This is a genomic window from Faecalibacterium sp., assembly GCF_052358865.1.
Classification (GTDB): domain Bacteria; phylum Bacillota; class Clostridia; order Oscillospirales; family Ruminococcaceae; genus Faecalibacterium; species Faecalibacterium butyricigenerans.
On record NZ_DAWCVJ010000003.1, the window covers coordinates 1 to 19,088 of the forward strand.

Consider the following 19,088-nt stretch of genomic DNA (forward strand, 5'->3'; position numbering starts at 1 on the left):
CTGGTTGGGGTTCGGGGCCTCGGGGTCATAGACCGGGTGCTCCTCGTCCGGGCTGGCCGGTGCCGCAGGTTCTTCGGCCTCTGCCTTTGGTGCGGCAGGCGTTTCGGCGGGAGAGGCCTCTTCCGCCGGTGCGGCGGCTTCGGCCTCTGCCTTGGCCTCACCCTCGGCGTATGCCTCGGCGGTCTTGGCGGCCTCTGCATCGTCCTGCTCGGCGTCCTCGGGAAACTCGATGGATTCGATGAAAGGAGCGGCCTTCTCGTTCAGGAACTTGTCCATGATGACGATGGCAGCACCAGTAGCCGCCACAGCGGCGGCAGTGCCCAGAATGCGGAAGATTGCTTTCATGTCATGACCTCCTTGGCAGTGTGGTGATTTAAGAGAACGTGACCACGTCGTTCAGCGGCTTCTCGGCAGGCTCCACCGAAAGAGCAGTGAGCACCGGGCCTTTGCCGCGGTAGATGTTGTGGAACTTGTAGCCCACCTTGGCCGTTACCTTGACCCAAGCCCGCTGCTCGAGGGCCTTGTAGCCGTCGTAGCTGCAGGGGAAGCCCACGAACTGGATGTCCTGCACGCAGCAGGTCATGGCGAACCGGCCGGGCACGAAGCTGTTCTTGCCGGCGCGGTTGGTCTGGCAGACCTGCGCGAGGAACTTGACGGTCTTGCCCGTGTACTTCTGCGGCTCGTCCTGACAGTCCATATACCAGATGCCGAAATCCTCGTCCGGGATGTCGATGACCGGGGCGTTGATGTCAAAGGGCAGCGGGTCGGGGATGTCGTCGTAAGCCACGCTGCCGTCCTTGAACTCATAGGCGATGTCGCACTTGCGGGAGGCCTGACGCACCAGCTTGTGCAGCTCCTGACGGGCAGCGTCGTTGTTGACGGCTTCGGCGCGGTTGAAGACGATCAGCTCGCTGCGGGCGATCTTGTCCAGCATCAGCGCGCGCATGGAGTTGTCGCGGGCGTAGGTCAGGGCGGTGGTGCCGTCGGCGGTGGCGATGCACTGGTAGACGATCCAGTTCTCGGGCAGGTTGTTTGCCAGATCCTGCAGCATCCACATACCGTTGTACTCGATGACCACGCGGCCTGCATCGGCCTCCTTGGCCAGCTTGGCGAGGTTCTGGGGGTTCAGCTCAGCCTTGTCCTCGAGGTTGTAGAGGGTCACGCCGGGGAAGGCGAACTTTTTCTGATTATATTCCTCTTCGCCCTCCTCGCAGACCAGCAGAAGGGTCTTGTCGCCGGAGTCGAAGTTGGGGTCTTCAAAGGTCTCCTGAATGAACTTGGTCTTGCCGCTCTCGAGGAAGCCCACAAACAGGTATACCGGGATCTCATTTGCCATAATCGTTTATCCTTTCAGGGCCAATATCAGCAGCCGAACAGTGCTGCGATGGCCTTCTCATCCAGCTTGGAGCCGATGACCACCAGCTTGCCGCCGACATCTGCGCCGCGTGCGCGGACTTCCCACTCGCCGGGAACGTAGTCGAACTCCAGCCAGCCGTCGGCGCCGCCGTCCACGATGCCCTTGGAGCGGAGGATCATGCCGTAATTGCCGGAGTCCAGCTCGGTGAGGGCGTGCTCGATGTCTGCCTTGGAGAATTTCTTGGCCGTCTCGACGCCCCAGCTGGTGAAGACCTCGTCGGCGTCATGGTCGTGATGATGGTGATGATGGCCGCAGCAGCAATGACCGTCGTGGTCATCGTGGTCGTGGTGGTGATGCTCATGCTCGTCCTCATCATCGTCCTCGTCGTGGTCGTGATGATGACCGCAGCAGCAGTGTCCGTCGTGGTCATCGTCATCATGGTCGTGGTGATGATGGTGCTCGTGCTCCTCATCCTCATCATCGTCGTCATCCTCATCGTGATGATGGCCGCAGGTGCAGACGCCGTTCTCATCGTAATGATGATGGTGGTGATGATGCTCTTCCTCCTCGTCCTCGTGAGCGCGCTCCTCGTTGGCCTTGGCCGCCATGGCGATCAGCTCGGCCTTGAAGTCGTTCTTGGTGGACATGGCCTTCAGGATCTGCTCGCCGGTCAGAGCGTCCCATGCGGTGGTGACGATGGTGGCGGTGGGGTTCTTCTCACGCAGCAGGGCCACAGCGGCGGCGATCTTCTCCTCAGAGGCGGTCTGGGTGCGGCTGAGGATGATGCAGCTTGCGTGGCTGATCTGGTCGTCGTAGAACTCGCCGAAGTTCTTCATATACATCTTGACCTTGTTGACATCGGCCACGGTGACAAAGCTGCTGAGCTGGACGTCCAGATGCTCGGCCACGCCCTCGACAGCGCGGGTCACGTCAGACAGCTTGCCGACGCCGGACGGCTCGATGACGATGCGGTCGGGGTGGTACTGCTCCACCACCTGCTGGAGTGCGGCGCGGAAATCGCCCACCAGAGAGCAGCAGATGCAGCCGGCGTTCAGCTCGTTGATCTGGATGCCGGACTCCTTCAGGAAGCCGCCGTCGATGCCGATCTCGCCGAACTCGTTCTCGATGAGCACGACCTTCTGGCCTGCAAAGGACTCCTTGATGAGCTTCTTGATCAGAGTGGTCTTACCGGCACCAAGGAAGCCGGAGAAAATGTCGATCTTGGTCATATTCGAAATGCCTCTTTCTTTTATGCAGCCGCCCGCAAAAGGCGCTGCCCAGCAGGCCCTTCGGGCCTTACAAGCAATCCGGGGCGCTGAGTGCTGACCCGGAAAAATTCCTACACTCCTATTATAACAAGGCTGTCAATGGCAAACTGGCCTTTTTGATGAGAAAATTGTAACATTTTTTGCAATTTGCTTGCGTTTTCGGGTCAGCTCAGCTCTTCCGTGAGCCAGTCCGCTACTTTTTCAGTTTGTTCGTCCGTCTCGTCGGTGAGCCAGAAAATGCCGCCCTCCGTTTCCACTCGCAGGAATTTTCCGGCGGTGGGGTCGAGGCAGAGGTGGACAGTGCCGTCGTGTACCATGACGAAGGTGCCCTGCCAGTAGTGCTCCAAGTCGATGCCGCCGACCCGGCTTGCCTCCGGCAGAGAGGAATAGACCTGTACTTTGGTGATGCTGTCCAGAGGGATGATGTACTTCCGGGTCTTGCCGTGGTAAGATTGCAGCTCTACGGTGGGTGATACCTGCAATTCCAGCCTTGCGGGCGTGTGGTCGAGGACGCCTAGCACCGGCCCGGTCAGCAGGATAGCAGCGATTGCAATGACATTGACCGTCACAGCGAGCTTCCCCCGGAGGGCGGCGAGGTTGGCGGTAGTCCCCTTGCCGATGCGCTTAGGCACAGAGGCGCGCGTGTCGTCAGGAGCATAATAGAACAGACCGTATTTCCATGGGACATCTCCGGGGGCTGCGGGCCAGCCGTGGGCGTCCCGCAGCCTTTGGAGGGTGCGGTTTGCCCACAGACAGGGCAGATACGGCAGAGCCAGACTTCCGAAAAAGAAATAGACCCAGACCATGACCCGGAGCAGCGAATCGGGCAGGAAAAACAGCCCGACGCCCCCGGCGGCGCAGAGCAGGCAGATGATGCGCAACCAGCGCAGATATTTTTGCACGATGCTCTGCACCTCGGGCAGGGCGGCAGCGTCCGGTGGCAGTGTGACGCCCAGCAGAGCGCCGTTCTGGTCGATGTGCTTCAGGCTCAGATAATCGATGCCGACGCAGACGATAAGACAGGTGAGCATGATGATGGAAAATGCCATAAGAACGCCTCCATTCAATAAGTCTATGGCCCTAGGATACACGGAACGCGGCAAAAAGTCAAAATGATGCCCACGAATTGCATTCTGTGGCGCAGAATGATACAATAGACCCGGCAGATCATCGCCGCCGGGCGTTTTTCCGGCAGAACAAAGAAAGAAGGCTTTTTTGATATGAGCATGAATACCGTTCCTGAGCGTCTGGCCGCCCTGCGCGCGGCCATGAAGGCAAATGGTGTGGACGTCTACCTCATTCCGGTGGGCGACCCGCACGCCAGCGAGTATATGCCGGACCACTACACCGCTCTGACCTACTTCTCCGGTTTCCACGGCGAGAACTCCAACTTCGTCGTGACCATGACCGAGAGCGCCGTCTGGGCGGATGGCCGCTACTTTGTGCAGGCCGAGAAGGAAATTGCAGGTACTGAGATCCAGCTGATGCGGATGGGTGAGCCGGATGTGCCCACCGCCGAGCAGTACTGCGCCAAAGTCCTGCCCGAGGGCGGCAAGCTGGGCCTCTGCGGCCTGACGGCCTCCTGCGGTCTGGTGCGCAGCCTGCAAAAAGAGCTGGACGCCAAGAAGGGCACCATCAAGCTGCTGAACCTCGAGGACGAGCTGTGGACGGAGGGCCGTCCCGCCCTGCCTGCTACCCCGGCGTGGATCCTGCCGAAGGAATATGCAGGCTTCTCCCCCGCCGAAAAGCTGGGCCAGCTGCGTGCGAAGCTCTCTGAGCTGGGCTGCACCGCACAGCTCGTGGGCAAGCTGGACAACCTCGCATGGCTGCTCAACCTCCGCGCCATGGACATCCAGTGCACCCCCTATGCCATGGCCTATTGCTACGTTACCCCGGACAAGGCGACTCTCTTCATCAACACCGCCCGCGTCAGCGCAGAGGCAGCGGCCGAGCTGAAGGAGAACGGCGTCGAGCTGGCAGAGTACGACGATGTGCTCTCCTTCCTCGCCGCCCAGACCGAGACCCAGACCGTGCTGGCCGACCCCGCCTCCGTCAACTATGCTGTCTATCAGACGCTGGAGGCCAACCCGGCCCTTACCGTCAAGGATGAGGCCGACCCCCTGCTGCCCATGAAGGGCGTCAAGAACGAAGTCGAGCTGGCCCACACCCGCGAGGCCCACCTCCGGGACGGCGTGGCCATGGTGCGCTTCCAGATCGAGTTGGAGAACCGTCTGGCTGCCGGCGAGGAGCTGACCGAGCTGACCATCGACGAGATCCTCCACAAGTACCGTAGCGCACAGGACAAGTTCCTGACCGAGAGCTTCGGCACCATCGCCGCCTACGGCCCGAACGCCGCCATGATGCACTACCACGCCACCGAGGAAGATCACGCAAAGCTGGAGAAGAAGGGCTTCCTGCTGGTGGACAGCGGCGCGACCTACATGGACGGCACCACCGACATCACCCGCACCTACCCGCTGGGCGAGCTGACCGAGGACGAGCGGCTGTTCTACACTTGGACGCTCCAGTGCCACATCGACATCGCCCGGGCTGTCTGGCTGGACTACTGCGACGGCCATATGCTGGACACCATCGCCCGCGAGCCGCTGTGGCGCCACCTCATCAACTACCGCTGCGGCACCGGCCACAGCGTCAGCCATGTGGGCAACGTCCACGAAGGCCCCCACGCCCTGAATGGCCGCAACACCACCGTCTTCAAGCCCGGTATGATCGTCACCGATGAGCCGGGCGTCTATGAGGGCGGCGTCGTGGGCATCCGCATCGAGAACGAGCTGGAGTGCTATCACAAGGCCTCCAACCAGTACGGCGAGTTCCTCGCCTTCCGTCCGGTGACGTTCGTGCCCATCGCTACCTCCCCCATCGTCCCCGGCGTGCTGAGCCGCGACGAGCTGGATTGGCTGAACGCCTACCACCGCGAGGTCTTCGAGAAGCTGGCTCCCCGCCTGACCGAGGATGAGCGCGACTGGCTGGCCAAGAAGTGCGCCGCCATCGGGGCATAACAAATAAAAGAAGGGCTGCGGCATATCGACAACCTCTCCGTCATTGCTTCGCAATGCCACCTCTCCTATCGAGGAGAGGCCTTGGCATTCCGGAAAGCTTTCCCTCTTCGCCAGAGGCTCCCCTCGGTAGGGGAGCTGTCGAGCGAATGCGAGACTGAGAGGTTGGGATGTGCAACAGCCCGTTTTTGTTTCTCGTCAGGACCTCTGCTCCAGCTCGGCCTTGTGCTCCTTCCAGTAGGCTTTTGCCTCGTCGATGACCTTTTTGAAGGGGCCGGAGGGATAGGTGCTCTCGGCGATGTCGATGAGGAACTTGTAGAGCTGAGGACGCACCTCCTCGTACATCCCGAGGCGGGTGTAGAGGTCTTTGTAGTAGCGGAACACCTGAATTTTGTTCTGCACGAGGGTGGCGGGCTTGATCTGGGTGTGGCAGATGCTCTGGGGGTTCTGGACGTAGTAGTAGCCGGGCTGCGGGATGGACGCAAAGACCTCGGCGTACTGGATATACTGCATATTGAACACGAGGTCTTCGGCCCAGCGCATCTCGCTGGTAAAGCGGATGTCGTGGGCCGCGAGAAGGTCGCGGCGGTAGAGCTTGTTCCAGAGCACGCCGTAAAAATACGAAGCGGGCTTGTCCATCAGGCGGAGGGCGAAGGTGTCCTTGTCGTAGATGCCTGCGGGCAAGAAGCCGTATTCCCTCGTTTCCGGCGGGCGGGCAACGTGCATGACGCCGAGGTCGTCCTGGACCTTTTCCAGCACCTGCTCGGGCTTGGATGCCCCGGCGGGGATGACCATGGTGTAGGGCGAGATGACGAGGTCGGCGCCCGACTGCTCCGCCGCCTCCACCAGCCGGGCCGTGTAGTCCGGGGCGATGTAGTCATCGCTGTCCACGAACTGGACGTACTTACCGCTGGCCAGCTTGAGGCCGAGGTTGCGGGTGTCGGACACGCCGGAATTGGCCTTGTCCACCAGCAGGATGCGGCTGTCCTTTTTGCGGAACTCCTCGCAGACGGGCAGGCTCTGGTCCTTGGAGCCGTCGTTGATGACGATGATCTCGAGATCCTCATACTGCTGGGCACAGATGCTGCCAAGACAGCGGTTCAGATGGCTCTGGGCATTGTACACCGGCAGGATGATGCTGACGAGGGGCATTTCCATAGCAGTTTCTCCTTTTATCGCAATTTTCAAAAATAGCGCCTATCAAAACGGCATCTTTGCGATAGCGCTTTTTACAGCAATGATACTCCCACCGGGCCGAAAAAGCAAGCACCCGGCGGCAGGCCCGAAAGGGGGCTTTGAATTGATCTTCCATATCGCAGTGTGCAGCCCGGACAGCGTCCTCCGCAGCCGGGTGGAGCGGCAGTGCCTCGACTATTATGCCCGGCGGGACGATGCCTGCATCGTCGAGCAGCTGGACGGCCCGGAGGCCCTGCTGGCCCGGGACGACGCCGGGGAGCGGTACGAGCTGTATCTCATCGAGCTGCCCAGCACGGCGGCCGCTGCGTCGCTGCGGGCGGCGGCGGCGCTCCGCAGCCGGGGACGCAGGACGCCGATGGCCTTTCTGGCCCACACGCCCGCCCACGCCTACAGCGCCTACCGGGTGGACGCCATGCAGTATTTATTGCTGCCCGTCCCGCCCGAGCAGCTGATGGCCCTGCTGGCCCGGGCCACCGAGCCGGAGTACGGCCCGGCCATCCCGGTGGCCACGGCGTCGGGGTTGCGGGTGCTGCCCTTCGCGGACATCGAGTACCTCGAGTGTACCCACCATGTGGTGCATTTCCACCTCGCCAGCGGCGAGGATGTGCCTTCCCTCTCGGTCCGGGTCCCCTTCGCGCAGGTGGCCCAGCCGCTGCTGGCAGACGAGCGCTTCGTCCAGCTCCACCGCTCCTATGTGGTCAATCTGGCGGCAGTCTCCCAGCTGGCAGCGAGCGAGTTCTGGATGCAGAGCGGCGCGCGGGTGCCTGTGCCGCGCGGACGGGAGCCTGCGGCCCGGACGGCGCTGCGGGATTATCTGGAAAAGCAGTTTCAATAAACAGCAGTGGGGAGGCCCGGAATGAGCCTCCCCACTGCTGTTTTCATGTTGCTGTAATTCTTGCCTTGCGCTAAAACCGCTTCTTAAAGCTCCGCCCAGTCCAGCTTCGTCCAGTCGGGGATGTACTGATCTGCGAGCCGCTGCAATTCCGGCTTGTCGGCGGCGCTGCACGCATCCTCGATGTCGATGAGGTAAAAGCCGCACTGCTTTGCGGTGCGGGAGGCGTAGACGGCGTCTTCACAGACGACGGCGTCGGCGGGGTCGCTGCCGCCCAGACGGCCCAGCACCTCATGGAACACGGCGGGGTGGGCCTTGCTCTTCGCGCCCTGTGCGGTGCAGAAAAACTCGAAATAGTCCGCCACGCCCAGCCGGGTGAGGACCTCTTCGCACTGGTCAGCCCATGTATTGGAGCAGATGCACATCCGCGCCCCCTCGGCCTTCAGCCGGGCCAGCATCTCCCGGACGCCGGGCTTCAGCTCGACCTTTTGATACAGGTCCCGGATGACCTGCCGCATGGCGGGTTCGTAGTCCCGGAGGGTGAGGGGCAGGTCGTAGGTGTGGATGAGATACTCCGCCCCCTCCACCATCCCCATGCTCAGAAGGACGTCGTGGATGCCGGGCCGGGCCTCGCGGCCATAGCGGCGCAGCAGCTCCAGCGGTGCGCCCTGCCACACCACGGTCATGCTGTCGGTGAGGGTGCCGTCCATGTCGAATATCCATTGTTTGCGGTGCATCTGTGGTCCTCCTGAATCGTTCTGGCAAAGTGAATTTATTATAGCATATTTTTTGTTACAAAAACAGAGAGAAATCTCCCGGGAAATATGCTATAATCTAGGAAAAACCGGAGCGCATCAAAGGAGGCGGCAGATATGGCGCAGAACAACACCCCCATAAGGGCGCTGGTGCTGGCAGGCGGCGGTGCACGCGGCAGCTATCAGGTGGGCGTCTGGCGGGCGCTCACCGAGCTGGGCTGGCGGCCCCAGATCATCACGGGCACCAGCGTGGGCAGCCTCAACGGTGCGATGTTCGCCCTCGACCTCTACGAGACGGCCCGGGATATGTGGCTCACCATCCGCAGTCAGGATGTGATAGAGCTGCCCGCCGAGGACGCGCCCCTGCCGGAGCTGCACGCCTTTCTCAAGGACGCCGTGACGCAGGGCGGCATGGACGTCACCCCGCTGGAAGAAATCGTGGAGCGGGTGCTGGACGAGGACGCCCTCCGCCGCAGCCCCATCCGGCTGGGTCTCGTCACGGTGGAGCAGAAGACGCTCAAGGCCCGGGAGCTTCCGCTGGAAGAGATCCCGGAGGGAAAGGTGAAAGACTACCTGCTGGCCTCGGCGGCCTGTTTCCCGGCCCTGCGCGCCCACACCATCGACGGCGTTTCCTATCTGGACGGCGGCTACCGGGACAATATGCCCACGGCGCTGGCCCAGAAGATGGGGGCGGAAGAGCTGGTCTGCGTGGACCTTGAGGGCGTGGGCATCACCCGCCCCAACCGCACCGGCCTGCCCACGACCCTCATCCGGAGCTACTGGGAGCTGGGCGACATCCTTCACTTCGACCCCGCCACCGCCCGGCGGAACATCGAGCTGGGCTATCACGATACCCTGCGGGCCTTTGGGCGGCTGCGCGGCTGTGCCTACGCTGTGGACAGCGGGGCCGGGAGCAGCGCGGACGCTGCCGCGTTCCACGCGGCCTTTGAGGCCGTCCAGAAGGAGGTGCGGGAGAAGCACCCCTCCACCCTGACGGCGGACATTGCCCTCCTGCTGGCGAAGCTCTCGGATGCCGAGCTGGCCCCGCTGGAAGCCGTTGCCGAGGATGTGGGCGTAGACCCGGCCCCCTACTATACCACCCGCAGTTTGGAAGAAGCGTTCCTTGCAAAATGCGACTTTGGGCGTCTTTCGCGCTTCGGGCCGCTGTTCGAGGGCGAGGCAGGCCCGGCACAGGCCGCGCGGGCCGCGCTGCTGCCCAACACCTTTTTGCAGGCACTGGTCTGCCGGGCGCTGACCGGCAGGGTGCCGCCGGAGGAAATGGAAACATGAAGAGATACAAGGGCTTTACCGCCTCGCCCGGCCTTGTGCTGGGGCAGGTGAGCCGTCTTGAGCGCCCGCCGCTGGTCTTTGGCGAGGGGCCGTTCCATCCCGAGCAGGAAAAGCAGGCGCTGGAAGATGCCATTCAGCTGGCTCAGAAGGAGCTGGACGATATGGCAGACCGCGCCGCCCCCACCGAGCAGGCCATCTTTCTGTTCCAGAGCATGATGCTGGAGGATGAGGGCTTCATGAATGAGGTCAACTTCCAGATCCGGGCCGGTGTGGGTGCGGCCGAGGCGATGGACCGTGTGGGCCGCCGCTATGCGGCCCAGCTCTCGGCCATGAAGGACAACGCCTATATGCAGCTGCGGAGCGTGGACATCCTCGACGTGACCCAGCGCATCACCAACATCCTCTGCCGCCGCCCCCGCAGCTGGCTGGCCCTCGACCACCCGGTCATCATCGCGTCGGACCTGCTCATGCCCACCGACCTGTTCAGCGTCCCGCCGGGACGCATCCTCGGCCTCATCACCGCCGAGGGCAGCGGCCAGAGCCACGCGGCCATCATCGCCCGCTCGCTGAACATCCCGGGCATCACGCAGGTGGGACGGGACTTCCTCGAGGACTGCGATGGCCGCGAGGTCATCCTGAACGCCACCGAGGGCGAGTGCATCCTTGACCCGGACGCCGCCGCCCGCCAGAGCGCCATCACCCGCATCTGCGAGCTGCAGCGCCAGAACGAGGAGCTGAACGCGCAGCTGGAGCTGCCCAACCGCACCCGGGACGGCGAGGAGTTCGAGCTTCTGGCCAACTGCTTCGGCCCGGAGGATGTGGGCACGGCCATGAGCTCCGGAGCGTCCGGCGTGGGCCTGCTGCGCAGCAGCTACATGATGCTGCCCGGCCACGCCATGGACGAGCAGGAGCAATATCTGTTCTATACCTCCTGCCTCGCCGCCGCCAAGGGAAAGATGGTGACGGTGCGTACCTTCGACTTTGGTGCCGACCGCACGATGGCGGACGCCTATCAGGGCGTCCAGTCCTCCAAGCTGGGCCTGCGGGGCATCCGCAGTAGCCTGCGCAACCTGCCCCAGATGGCAGTCCAGATCTGTGCCCTCATGCGGGCCGCCGCCAAAGGCCCCCTGCGGGTCATGTTCCCCATGGTGACGGACATCGAGGACTGGGACTCCGCCATGCAGGTGGTGGATTACTGCCGCCGCAAGCTCACGGAGCGGGGGGAGGAGTTCGAGCCGGATGTGCCCTTCGGCGTCATGCTCAGCATCCCTGCCGCCTGTCTGACGGCAGAGGATTTTACGGCCCACGGCTGCCGCTTTTTTGTCATCGGCACTAACGACCTGACCCAGTACACCCACGCCGTGAGCCGGGAGCTGGCCATTGCAGAGCACTACTACCGCCCCGCCAGCCCGGCCATGAAAAAGCTCATCGCCATGGTGGTGGACGCCGCGAAAAAGGCCGACATCCCTGTGACGATCTGCGGCCTTGCCGTCGGCAACGCCGTCAACGCCACCCAGTATCTCCGCCTCGGCCTGCGCAGCTTCTCCATGAGTCCCCAGAACCTTCTGGCCATCAAAAAGGCCCTGCGGGATGCAGAAGCAAGATAAAGAAGAAGGGCGTCCTGCCGCGGCGGGACGCCCTTTTTGCTGCATATCATTCGAGATTTCCCGTCAGGGTCATGACGGCGGAGACGACGGCCAGCGGGGCCGTCTCGCAGCGGAGGATGCGGGGGCCGAGGCCTACGGTCTTTGCCCCGGCCTGCGCGGCCATCTCGGCTTCCTCGGCGGCAAAGCCGCCCTCTGCGCCGGTGATGACGGCAATCTTCCGCTTTTGGCCGTCGGCGGGCTTTGCCTCGGCCAGCAGCTGGCGAAGGGGCGCGCCGCCGCATTCGTAGCAGAAGAGCACGAGGTCGTACTGCCCGAGGCTGCGGCAGACTGCGCCGAAGTTGGGCAGCGGCAGGGCTACATCCGGCAGCACCCCCCGTCCGCACTGTTTGGCGGCCTCGAAGGCGATGCGGTTGTAGCGCTCGTTTTTCTGCTCCTCCTTCTTGGGGGCGGCCACGCAGTACCGGCTGAAGAAGGGGATGAAGTGGTCACAGCCCAGCTCGACGCCGTGGCGGATGACCTGCTCCAGCTTGTCCTGCTTGGGGTAGCCCACCAGCAGGGTGACGTCCACAGTGGGTTCGGCGGCGCTGGGATAGCCCGGCTCGACGGAAAACTCCACCGTCTCGTCGCCGAAGCCGGTGATGGTGGCGGTGTATTCCACGGCGTTGCCGTCGCAGAGGATGACGGTGTCCCCCGGCTTCCCCCGCATGACGCGGGAGAGATGGTGGGCGTCAGCCCCCCGCAGCACGGCAGTGCCGTCGGAGATCTCGGTGGTAAAATAACGGTGCGGCATAGTTCCTCCTGAGCGTCCTTGCCCTCTCAGTCACCTTCGGTGACAGCTCTCCCAGAGGGAGAGCCAAAGACGCGGCGGTGAGGCTTTGAGCCTCTCCCTTTGGGAGAGGTGGCATTGCGTAAGCAATGACGGAGAGGGCAAGCCCGTTAAAAAATTTACGCCTTCTTGCAGACGATGCACTCCCAGCCGCGCTTCTCCTTCACTTCCAGCACGGCGAGGCCGGCAGCTTCCAGCGCGGCGATGACCTCATTCTTCCGGCTGTCGATGATGCCGCTGGCGATGAAGACGGCGTCGTCGGCCATCAGGCCGGGGACGGCGGGGGCCAGCGCCATGATGGCGTTGGCCACGATGTTGGCGGTGATGATGTCGTACTTGCCGCTGGCCTTGTCGGACAGGTCGCCCACGAGGACGGTCAGCTTGTCGGCCACGCCGTTGAGGGCGGCGTTCTCCCCGGCCGTGCGGACGGCCACGGGGTCGATGTCCACGCCCTCGGCCACGGCTGCCCCCAGTTTAAGGGCCGCGATGGCGAGGATGCCGCTGCCGGTGCCGATGTCCAGCACCCGCTCGCCGCCCCTGACCCGCTCGTCCAGCACCTCAAGGCAGAGGTTGGTCGTCTCGTGGCCGCCGGTGCCGAAGGCGAGGCCCGGGTCGAGGATGAGCTTGACGCGGCTCGTCTCGTAGTCCTGCCACGAGGGCACGACGGCGAGGCGCTGGCCCACGTCCATCGGGTGGTAGTACTTGCGCCAGCCGTTCTGCCAGTCCTCCTGCTCTACGCCCTCGGTCTCGGAGGTGTAGGGGATGCCTGCGGCCTCCATCCGGGCCGCAATGAGGGCCAGCGTCTCCACCGGGGAGTCCCCCGGCTCGAGATACATATGGATGATGACGGTGTCCCGGGGCTTGTCCAGCAGCTCCTGCTCGATGAGGTCTACGTGGGCGATCTGCTCCACCTGCTCTTCGATGTCACTGTAGTCTTCGATATAGATGCCGCCCTCCGCGATCATGGTGGCCACGGCCTCGGCGGCCTCGGCGTCGGCTTTGGATACGGTCAGGCGAATATCAGTCCATTCCATAAGGATGCTCCTTCCGTGTATTCGGGATATACTGCCTTTATAGTACCCGATTCCGGCCCGGGATGCAAGCTCCCGGGGCGAAAGATGTGCGAAAAGGCTTTCTTTTTTTCCGGCGGTATGTTAATATGGAGTCGTACCCGGATCAGACCCGGGCGCTTCCTGCCAGGAGTGCCCGCCGCTGTGTTCCCCAAAGGAGGAATTATCGTATGTTTTTGGGAATGGATATTTATAGCTGGATCGCTGCCATCGTCATTGCACTCATCGTCACCTTCCTTCCGGTCTCTCTGCCGGTGAAGATCGTTCTGGCGATGGCGGCGATGGCCTGCTTTTATTTTGGCCGCAAGTACTGCCACGACCACAAGAACGGCGGGGCGGAGACGCCCAGCATGACCTCGGCCGAGAGCGAGGCAATGGCCTCCGGCCTCCTGAAAGCCCTCGGCGGCAAAGAGAACATTATCAAGATGGACTACTGCGCTACCCGCCTCCGCTTCGAGGTGCACAGCTATGCCTCCGTGGATGAGGCCGCAGCCAAGGCCGCAGGTGCAGAGGGCGTGATCCGCCCGGCCAAGAACGCCTGTCAGGTGGTCATCAAGGGCGATGTGCAGGCCGTGTACGACGCCCTGCGCAAGCAGCTGTAAAACATCCGATGCAGCGCCGCCGGGAGCGGGCCTCAGTGCCCGGCCCGGCGGTATTTTTTAATTCAATAGGAAAGGAAACCCGATATGAAGCCCCAGAACCTCACTTGGAAAAAACTTACCGCCGACGAGCTGACGCGGGTGTATCTGGACGAGATGCGCCGCGACTTCCCGCCCAGCGAGCTGAAACCGCTGAGCATGATATTGAACAGCGAGGCCGCCGGCATGGCCCACACATGGGGCGTGTTCGCGGAGGACACGCTGGTGTCCTACCTGCTGATGGTGCGGCCCGCGGGCTGCGAAGTGAGCCAGCTGGACTATTTCTCCGTCCTGCCCGCCTACCGCAGCTCGGGGGTGGGCGCAAAGCTGCTGGCCGCTCTGCCCGCCCACGAGGAGGGTGCAAAAGCCATCCTCATCGAGGCCGAGTGCCCCGAAAAGGCGGACGACAGGGCGATGGCCGTCCGCCGTCTGGGCTTCTACGCCCGCTGCGGCGCTGTTGACACCGGCTGGACCGAGCATCTCTTCGATGCATGGTTCCGGGTGCTGGTGCTGCCTGCCGAGGGCGGCGCGATGGAGGCCGGAGAGGCCAACAAGGCGCTGGCCGACTGCTACAGCCGGGTCATGGGCGAGGACAAGTGGCGGAAATACGTCCAGCTCTACCGCCCGGACGGCGCAGAAGAAAAATTCTAAGAAAAAAGAACGCAAAAGGCTGCTTCACGGAGGGTGGAGCAGCCTTTTTTGTCCCCTCCGCCGGGCGGGATGCACAAAGGTCAGCGGCTGTTTTTGACAGTTTGACCGGAAATGTAAAATCGACTGCTATGTTTTCCACGCGGACTTTACCAGAGGATGACAGTGGGGCAAAACAACAGCGCAAAGCTTTACCTGCATTTTGCGCCGGCATGGTCGCAGCAGGATGGGCGGCGCGCTACAATAAAGACGTTCCGAGAGAGACAACAGGGAACAAGAAAAAGGAAAACACATCCCGGCCAGAGCGAAGGGCCGGCCCATCCGAAGGAGATATTTATGATGAAAAAGATCACTCGTCGTTCGTTCCTGTCCATCTGCGGCGCTGCTGCCGCTGCTGCTGCCCTGACCGCCTGCGGCGGTGCAGCTTCTTCTGCCGCTGCTTCTTCTGCAGCCGTCTCCAGCACGGCGGAGTCTGCCGCTTCCGGCGCTGCCCTGTCCGGCAATGTGGCCACCGGCGGTTCCACCTCCATGAAGAACGTCATCGCTGCTCTGACCGAGGGCTTCGCCGAGATCGAGCCGGACGTCACCGTCAGCTATGACCCCACCGGTTCCGGCGCAGGCATCACCGGCGCGACCGATAAGACGCTGGACATCGGCCTGTCCTCCCGTGCTCTGAAGGCAGATGAGACCGGCGTCACCGGTACCACCGTGGCTCTGGACGGCATCGCCATCATCGTCAACAAGAGCAGCAAGGTCGAGGATCTGACCGTCGATCAGCTCAAGCAGATGTTCACCGGCGAGATCACCAACTGGTCTGAGGTCGGCGGCGACGACGGCGAGATCGTTCTGGTGGGCCGTGAGGCTGGCTCCGGTACCCGCGACGGCTTCGAGAGCATCGTGGACGTCAAGGACTCCTGCAAGTACGCACAGGAGCTGACCGCTACCGGCGCTGTCATCAGCGCGGTGGAGGCCAACCCTCTGGCCATCGGCTACGCTTCCCTGTCTGCTGTCGGTGACACCGTCAAGGCTGTGACCGTCGGCGGCGTGGAGTGCAGCGAAGAGACCGTCAAGGACGGCAGCTACGAGGTGCAGCGTCCCTTTGTCTTCGTCACCAACGACTCTGTCACCCTCTCCGCTCAGGCTCAGGCCTTCCTCGACTTTGCTACCAGCGCTGACGCAGCCGACCTCATCCGCACCGCTGGCGCTGTCCCGGTGAACGAGTGATTTTGAGCGCGAACGCTCAGGTGTTTTTATGAAAAAGTTTGAGCTGCCCCGCACTCCGGCCCAGTGGCTGGAGGCCATCATGAATGCCATCTTCTTTCTCTGCGGCATCCTCGCGGTGGGCTGTGTGGCTGTCATCACGGTTTATATGTTCCTGTCGGGCCTGCCCGCCATCGGGAAGATCGGCCCGCTGAAGTTCCTCTTCGGCACCGAGTGGGCCTCCACGGCCGCTGAGCCGAAGTACGGCATCCTGCCCTTTGTGCTCTCCAGCATCTACGGCACGCTGGGCGCATCCCTCATCGGCGTGCCGGTGGGCCTGCTGACGGCGGTGTTCCTCTCGAAGGCCGCTGCGCCCGGCGTGCGGAACGTCGTGGTCACGGCGGTGGAGCTGCTGAGCGGCATCCCCAGCGTGGTGTTCGGTCTGCTGGGGATGCAGGTGCTGGTGCCTGCGGTGGCAAAAGCCTTCGGCAAGGCCTCGGGCGCCTGCCTGCTGTCGGCCATCGTGGTGCTGTCCATCATGATCCTGCCCAGTATCGTCTCGGTGTCGGTGACGGCCCTCAACGCCGTCCCGCCGGAGTATGAGCAGGGCAGCCTCGCGCTGGGCGCTACGGACACCGAAACATGGTTCAAGATCAGCATCCCAGCGGCAAAGAGCGGCATCGCAGCGGGCATCGTGCTGGGCATCGGCCGCGCCATCGGCGAGGCCATGGCCGTCATGATGGTGGCCGGCAACAGCCCGAATATGCCGGACAGCCTCTTCCGCAGCGTCACCTTCCTGACTACGGCCATTGCGAAGGAGATGAGCTACGCCAGCGGCCTGCAGAAACAGGCGCTGTTCAGCATCGCGCTGGTGCTGTTCGTCTTCATCATGGCCATCAATGTGCTGCTCAACGCTGTGCTGAAGGGAGGAAACAAGGATGAAACGTGATTTCTCCCCCTCCCGCCGTGCGTGGAACATCGCGCTGACGGCGGCGGTCTGGGCTGCGGCGGTGCTGGTCATCGCCCTGACGGCGGGCGTCATCGGGCTGGTGCTCATCCGGGGCATCCCCCACATCAGCTGGAACTTCCTTTCCACCACCGCCAGCGTCCTCAAGGGCACCGACGGCATCCTTCCCGCCATCCTCAACACCTTGTATGTCATCTTCCTGACCCTGCTCATCGTGCTTCCGCTGGGCGTGGGCGCGGCGGTCTACCTGACCGAGTACGCCTCCAACCGGAAGCTCATCGAGGTCATCGAGTTCACCAATGAGACGCTGGCGGGCATCCCCAGCATCATCTACGGGCTTGTGGGTATGCTGGTCTTCGCCCAGACCATGGGCTTCAAGACCTGCCTGCTCTCCGGCAGTCTGACGCTGGTGGTCATGAACCTGCCCACCATCATCCGCACGACGCAGGAGTCGCTCAAGACGGTGCCTCAGGGCTACCGTGAGGGTGCCTTGGGCCTCGGCGCAGGCAAGTGGCACATCATCCGCACCATCGTGCTCCCGTGCAGCATCGACGGCATCGTCACCGGCTGCATCCTTGCTGTGGGCCGCATCGTGGGCGAAAGCGCCGCCCTCCTCTTTACCGCAGGTGCGGCGGAGGTCATCGCGGGCAGCATCGCCAAGGCCTACACCTCCAACGGCGCGACCCTCTCGGTCCTGCTCTATCTGCGGGCTTTTGAGGACGGCGACTTTGCCTCCGCGTGGGGCATCGGTGCGGTGCTGCTGGTGCTGGTGCTCCTCATCGACCTTGCAGCCCGTCTGGCAAAAACAAAGCTGAAACAGAAACAGTAAGAGGTCATATTTTATGGATAACAATACGCCGGTCATCTCGGCCAAGAACCTGAACCTCTGGTACGGCGACTTCAAGGCCCTCAAGGGCATCTCGCTGGATGTGGGCGAAAAAGAGATCACGGCCCTCATCGGCCCCTCAGGCTGCGGCAAATCCACCTTTCTGAAGACCCTGAACCGGATGAATGACCTTGTGCCGAATGTCCGCATCGAGGGCGATGTCCGGCTGCGGGGCGAGGATATTTTCTCGAAAGAGATGCAGCTGACCGACCTGCGCCGCCGCGTTGGCATGGTCTTCCAGAAGGCAAACCCCTTCCCCATGAGCATCTACGACAACATCACCTACGGCCCCAAGCTCCACGGCGTCCACAATAAGGCGGAGCTGGACGAGTTGGTGGAAAGCTCTCTGCGGGGCGCTGCCCTCTGGGACGAGGTGAAAAACCGCCTCAGGAAGAGCGCGCTGGGCCTTTCCGGCGGCCAGCAGCAGCGCCTGTGCATCGCCCGGGCACTGGCGGTCAAGCCGGAAGTGCTGCTGATGGACGAGCCGACCAGCGCCCTCGACCCCGGCTCCACCATGAAGGTCGAAGAGCTGATGAGCGAGCTGAAGAAGAACTACACCGTGGTCATCGTCACTCACAATATGCAGCAGGCAGCCCGTATCAGCGACCGCACGGCCTTTTTCCTGCTGGGCGAGCTGGTGGAGTGCGGCCCCACGAGTGAGATCTTCAGCACCCCGAAGGACAAGCGCACCGAGGACTACATCTCGGGCCGCTTCGGTTAAAAAGGAGGGTTTGCGATATGAGCACACGCACACAGTACGACGCCGACCTCGCGGCCCTGAAGGCTTTGCTGGCCAAGATGGGCCAGCTGTCCGCCGACGCGGTGGAGGATGCGCTGGAGTCCCTCTGCACGGCTGACGCCGAGGGGGCAAAGGAGATCATCAAGGGCGACTCTGAGGTCAACCGGATGGAGCGGGACATCGAGCACCGCTGCATGACCCTGCTGCTCCGCCAGCAGCCGGTGGCCAGCGACCTGCGCTTTATCTCCGCAGCCATGAAGGTTGTGACGGATGTGGAGCGCATCGGCGACCACGCCGCCGACATCGCGGAGATCGTGCCCCATCTGGCCGGTGTCCGCAAGGCGGGCGACCCCGCCGTGAGCAAGAGCATTGAGATGGGCCGGAAAGCCCACAAGATGCTGAACGACGCCATGGCCGCCTTTGCGGCAGAGGATGAGGCAGCAGCAAAAGCCGTCATCGAGGCCGACGATGCCGTGGACTACGACTTCAACAGCATCAAGCGGATGCTGGCAGCGGAGATCGCTGCCGACCCCGGGAAGATCGACGCCGCCCTCGATGTGCTGATGGTCATCAAGTACCTTGAGCGCATCGGCGACCACGCTGTGAACGTCGCCGAGTGGGTGGAGTTCCTGCGCACCGGCCGGTATCACCACGAGAATATGTTCTGAGTTCTGTTTTCCTCTTTTTCTTTTCCTGAAAAGCTGCTGCCCGGGTGTGGGCGGCAGCTTTTGTTTGTGCGCCGAAACCCCGTCTGAAAAATTTTGGGGATTTTTCCTCTCCGGTGCAATTTC

General features: G+C 62.8%; 19 protein-coding genes. 11 read left to right on the forward strand and 8 right to left on the reverse strand.

Going from position 1 to position 19,088, the window contains the following annotated elements:
• From ACT8X9_RS00885 to ACT8X9_RS00900, 4 genes are all read right to left on the reverse strand, one after another.
• Positions 1-345: hypothetical protein (locus ACT8X9_RS00885; protein ID WP_444267812.1), on the reverse strand; the 345-nt coding region annotated here is incomplete at its 3' end.
• A 28-nt stretch (positions 346-373) separates the two neighbouring features.
• The gene (locus ACT8X9_RS00890; RefSeq protein WP_227621815.1) at positions 374-1,336 is read right to left on the reverse strand and encodes a TIGR03943 family putative permease subunit; all 963 of its coding nucleotides are present in this window, start codon (positions 1,334-1,336) and stop codon (positions 374-376) included.
• A 26-nt stretch (positions 1,337-1,362) separates the two neighbouring features.
• Positions 1,363-2,586 (reverse strand): GTP-binding protein, encoded by a 1,224-nt coding sequence (locus tag ACT8X9_RS00895; RefSeq protein ID WP_444267813.1) that lies wholly within the window; start codon positions 2,584-2,586, stop codon positions 1,363-1,365.
• Positions 2,587-2,789: 203 nt separating this feature from the next.
• Positions 2,790-3,674, reverse strand: coding sequence for a PH domain-containing protein (locus ACT8X9_RS00900; protein ID WP_444267814.1), 885 nt, complete (start codon positions 3,672-3,674; stop codon positions 2,790-2,792).
• Between the two features lie 171 nt (positions 3,675-3,845).
• Here ACT8X9_RS00900 and ACT8X9_RS00905 point away from each other — a divergent pair, with 171 nt between their 5' ends.
• Positions 3,846-5,645, forward strand: coding sequence for an aminopeptidase P family N-terminal domain-containing protein (locus ACT8X9_RS00905; RefSeq protein ID WP_444267815.1), 1,800 nt, complete (start codon positions 3,846-3,848; stop codon positions 5,643-5,645).
• 195 nt (positions 5,646-5,840) lie between these two features.
• On the opposite strand, the gene ACT8X9_RS00910 is transcribed toward ACT8X9_RS00905, so the two are convergent.
• Entirely contained in the window at positions 5,841-6,800 is a 960-nt protein-coding gene (locus ACT8X9_RS00910; protein ID WP_444267816.1) for a glycosyltransferase family 2 protein, read from the reverse strand.
• A 142-nt stretch (positions 6,801-6,942) separates the two neighbouring features.
• Between ACT8X9_RS00910 and ACT8X9_RS00915 the strand changes: the two genes are divergently transcribed.
• Positions 6,943-7,674 carry a LytR/AlgR family response regulator transcription factor gene (locus tag ACT8X9_RS00915; protein WP_227621809.1) on the forward strand — a complete coding sequence of 244 codons (732 nt, stop codon included), beginning with the start codon at positions 6,943-6,945 and terminating at the stop codon, positions 7,672-7,674.
• 83 nt (positions 7,675-7,757) lie between these two features.
• On the opposite strand, the gene ACT8X9_RS00920 is transcribed toward ACT8X9_RS00915, so the two are convergent.
• Entirely contained in the window at positions 7,758-8,408 is a 651-nt protein-coding gene (locus ACT8X9_RS00920) for an HAD family hydrolase (RefSeq protein ID WP_444267817.1), read from the reverse strand.
• A gap of 135 nt (positions 8,409-8,543) precedes the next feature.
• Between ACT8X9_RS00920 and ACT8X9_RS00925 the strand changes: the two genes are divergently transcribed.
• Entirely contained in the window at positions 8,544-9,716 is a 1,173-nt protein-coding gene (locus ACT8X9_RS00925; protein ID WP_444267818.1) for a patatin-like phospholipase family protein, read from the forward strand.
• On the forward strand, positions 9,713-11,323 hold the full coding sequence (locus tag ACT8X9_RS00930; protein WP_444267819.1) for a phosphoenolpyruvate--protein phosphotransferase: 1,611 nt from the start codon (positions 9,713-9,715) through the stop codon (positions 11,321-11,323). Before ACT8X9_RS00925 ends, ACT8X9_RS00930 begins: the two co-directional genes overlap by 4 nt.
• Before the next feature lie 46 nt (positions 11,324-11,369).
• Here the strand turns inward: ACT8X9_RS00930 and ACT8X9_RS00935 are convergent, their stop codons facing one another.
• Both ACT8X9_RS00935 and prmA read right to left on the reverse strand, forming a co-directional pair.
• Entirely contained in the window at positions 11,370-12,113 is a 744-nt protein-coding gene (locus ACT8X9_RS00935; RefSeq protein WP_444267820.1) for an RsmE family RNA methyltransferase, read from the reverse strand.
• A 155-nt stretch (positions 12,114-12,268) separates the two neighbouring features.
• Positions 12,269-13,183, reverse strand: coding sequence for a 50S ribosomal protein L11 methyltransferase (gene prmA, locus ACT8X9_RS00940; protein WP_444267821.1), 915 nt, complete (start codon positions 13,181-13,183; stop codon positions 12,269-12,271).
• 206 nt (positions 13,184-13,389) lie between these two features.
• On the opposite strand from prmA, the gene ACT8X9_RS00945 reads away from it, so the two are divergent.
• The 7 genes from ACT8X9_RS00945 (at position 13,390) to phoU (ending at position 18,965) form a co-directional block, all read left to right on the forward strand.
• Entirely contained in the window at positions 13,390-13,821 is a 432-nt protein-coding gene (locus ACT8X9_RS00945; protein ID WP_227620636.1) for a glucose PTS transporter subunit EIIB, read from the forward strand.
• Between the two features lie 84 nt (positions 13,822-13,905).
• Positions 13,906-14,508: a GNAT family N-acetyltransferase gene (locus ACT8X9_RS00950; RefSeq protein ID WP_444267822.1), complete on the forward strand. Its 603-nt coding sequence runs from the start codon at positions 13,906-13,908 to the stop codon at positions 14,506-14,508.
• A gap of 336 nt (positions 14,509-14,844) precedes the next feature.
• Positions 14,845-15,729, forward strand: a complete 885-nt coding sequence (locus tag ACT8X9_RS00955; protein ID WP_444267860.1) for a phosphate ABC transporter substrate-binding protein — start codon at positions 14,845-14,847, stop codon at positions 15,727-15,729.
• A 28-nt stretch (positions 15,730-15,757) separates the two neighbouring features.
• On the forward strand, positions 15,758-16,654 hold the full coding sequence (gene pstC, locus ACT8X9_RS00960; protein ID WP_227620638.1) for a phosphate ABC transporter permease subunit PstC: 897 nt from the start codon (positions 15,758-15,760) through the stop codon (positions 16,652-16,654).
• Positions 16,644-17,501, forward strand: a complete 858-nt coding sequence (gene pstA / locus ACT8X9_RS00965; RefSeq protein WP_227620639.1) for a phosphate ABC transporter permease PstA — start codon at positions 16,644-16,646, stop codon at positions 17,499-17,501. The genes pstC and pstA overlap by 11 nt, the downstream gene beginning before the upstream one ends.
• Positions 17,502-17,514: 13 nt before the next feature.
• Entirely contained in the window at positions 17,515-18,279 is a 765-nt protein-coding gene (gene pstB, locus ACT8X9_RS00970) for a phosphate ABC transporter ATP-binding protein PstB (protein ID WP_444267823.1), read from the forward strand.
• Between the two features lie 17 nt (positions 18,280-18,296).
• Positions 18,297-18,965, forward strand: coding sequence for a phosphate signaling complex protein PhoU (gene phoU, locus ACT8X9_RS00975; RefSeq protein WP_227620641.1), 669 nt, complete (start codon positions 18,297-18,299; stop codon positions 18,963-18,965).
• Positions 18,966-19,088 lie beyond the last annotated feature (123 nt).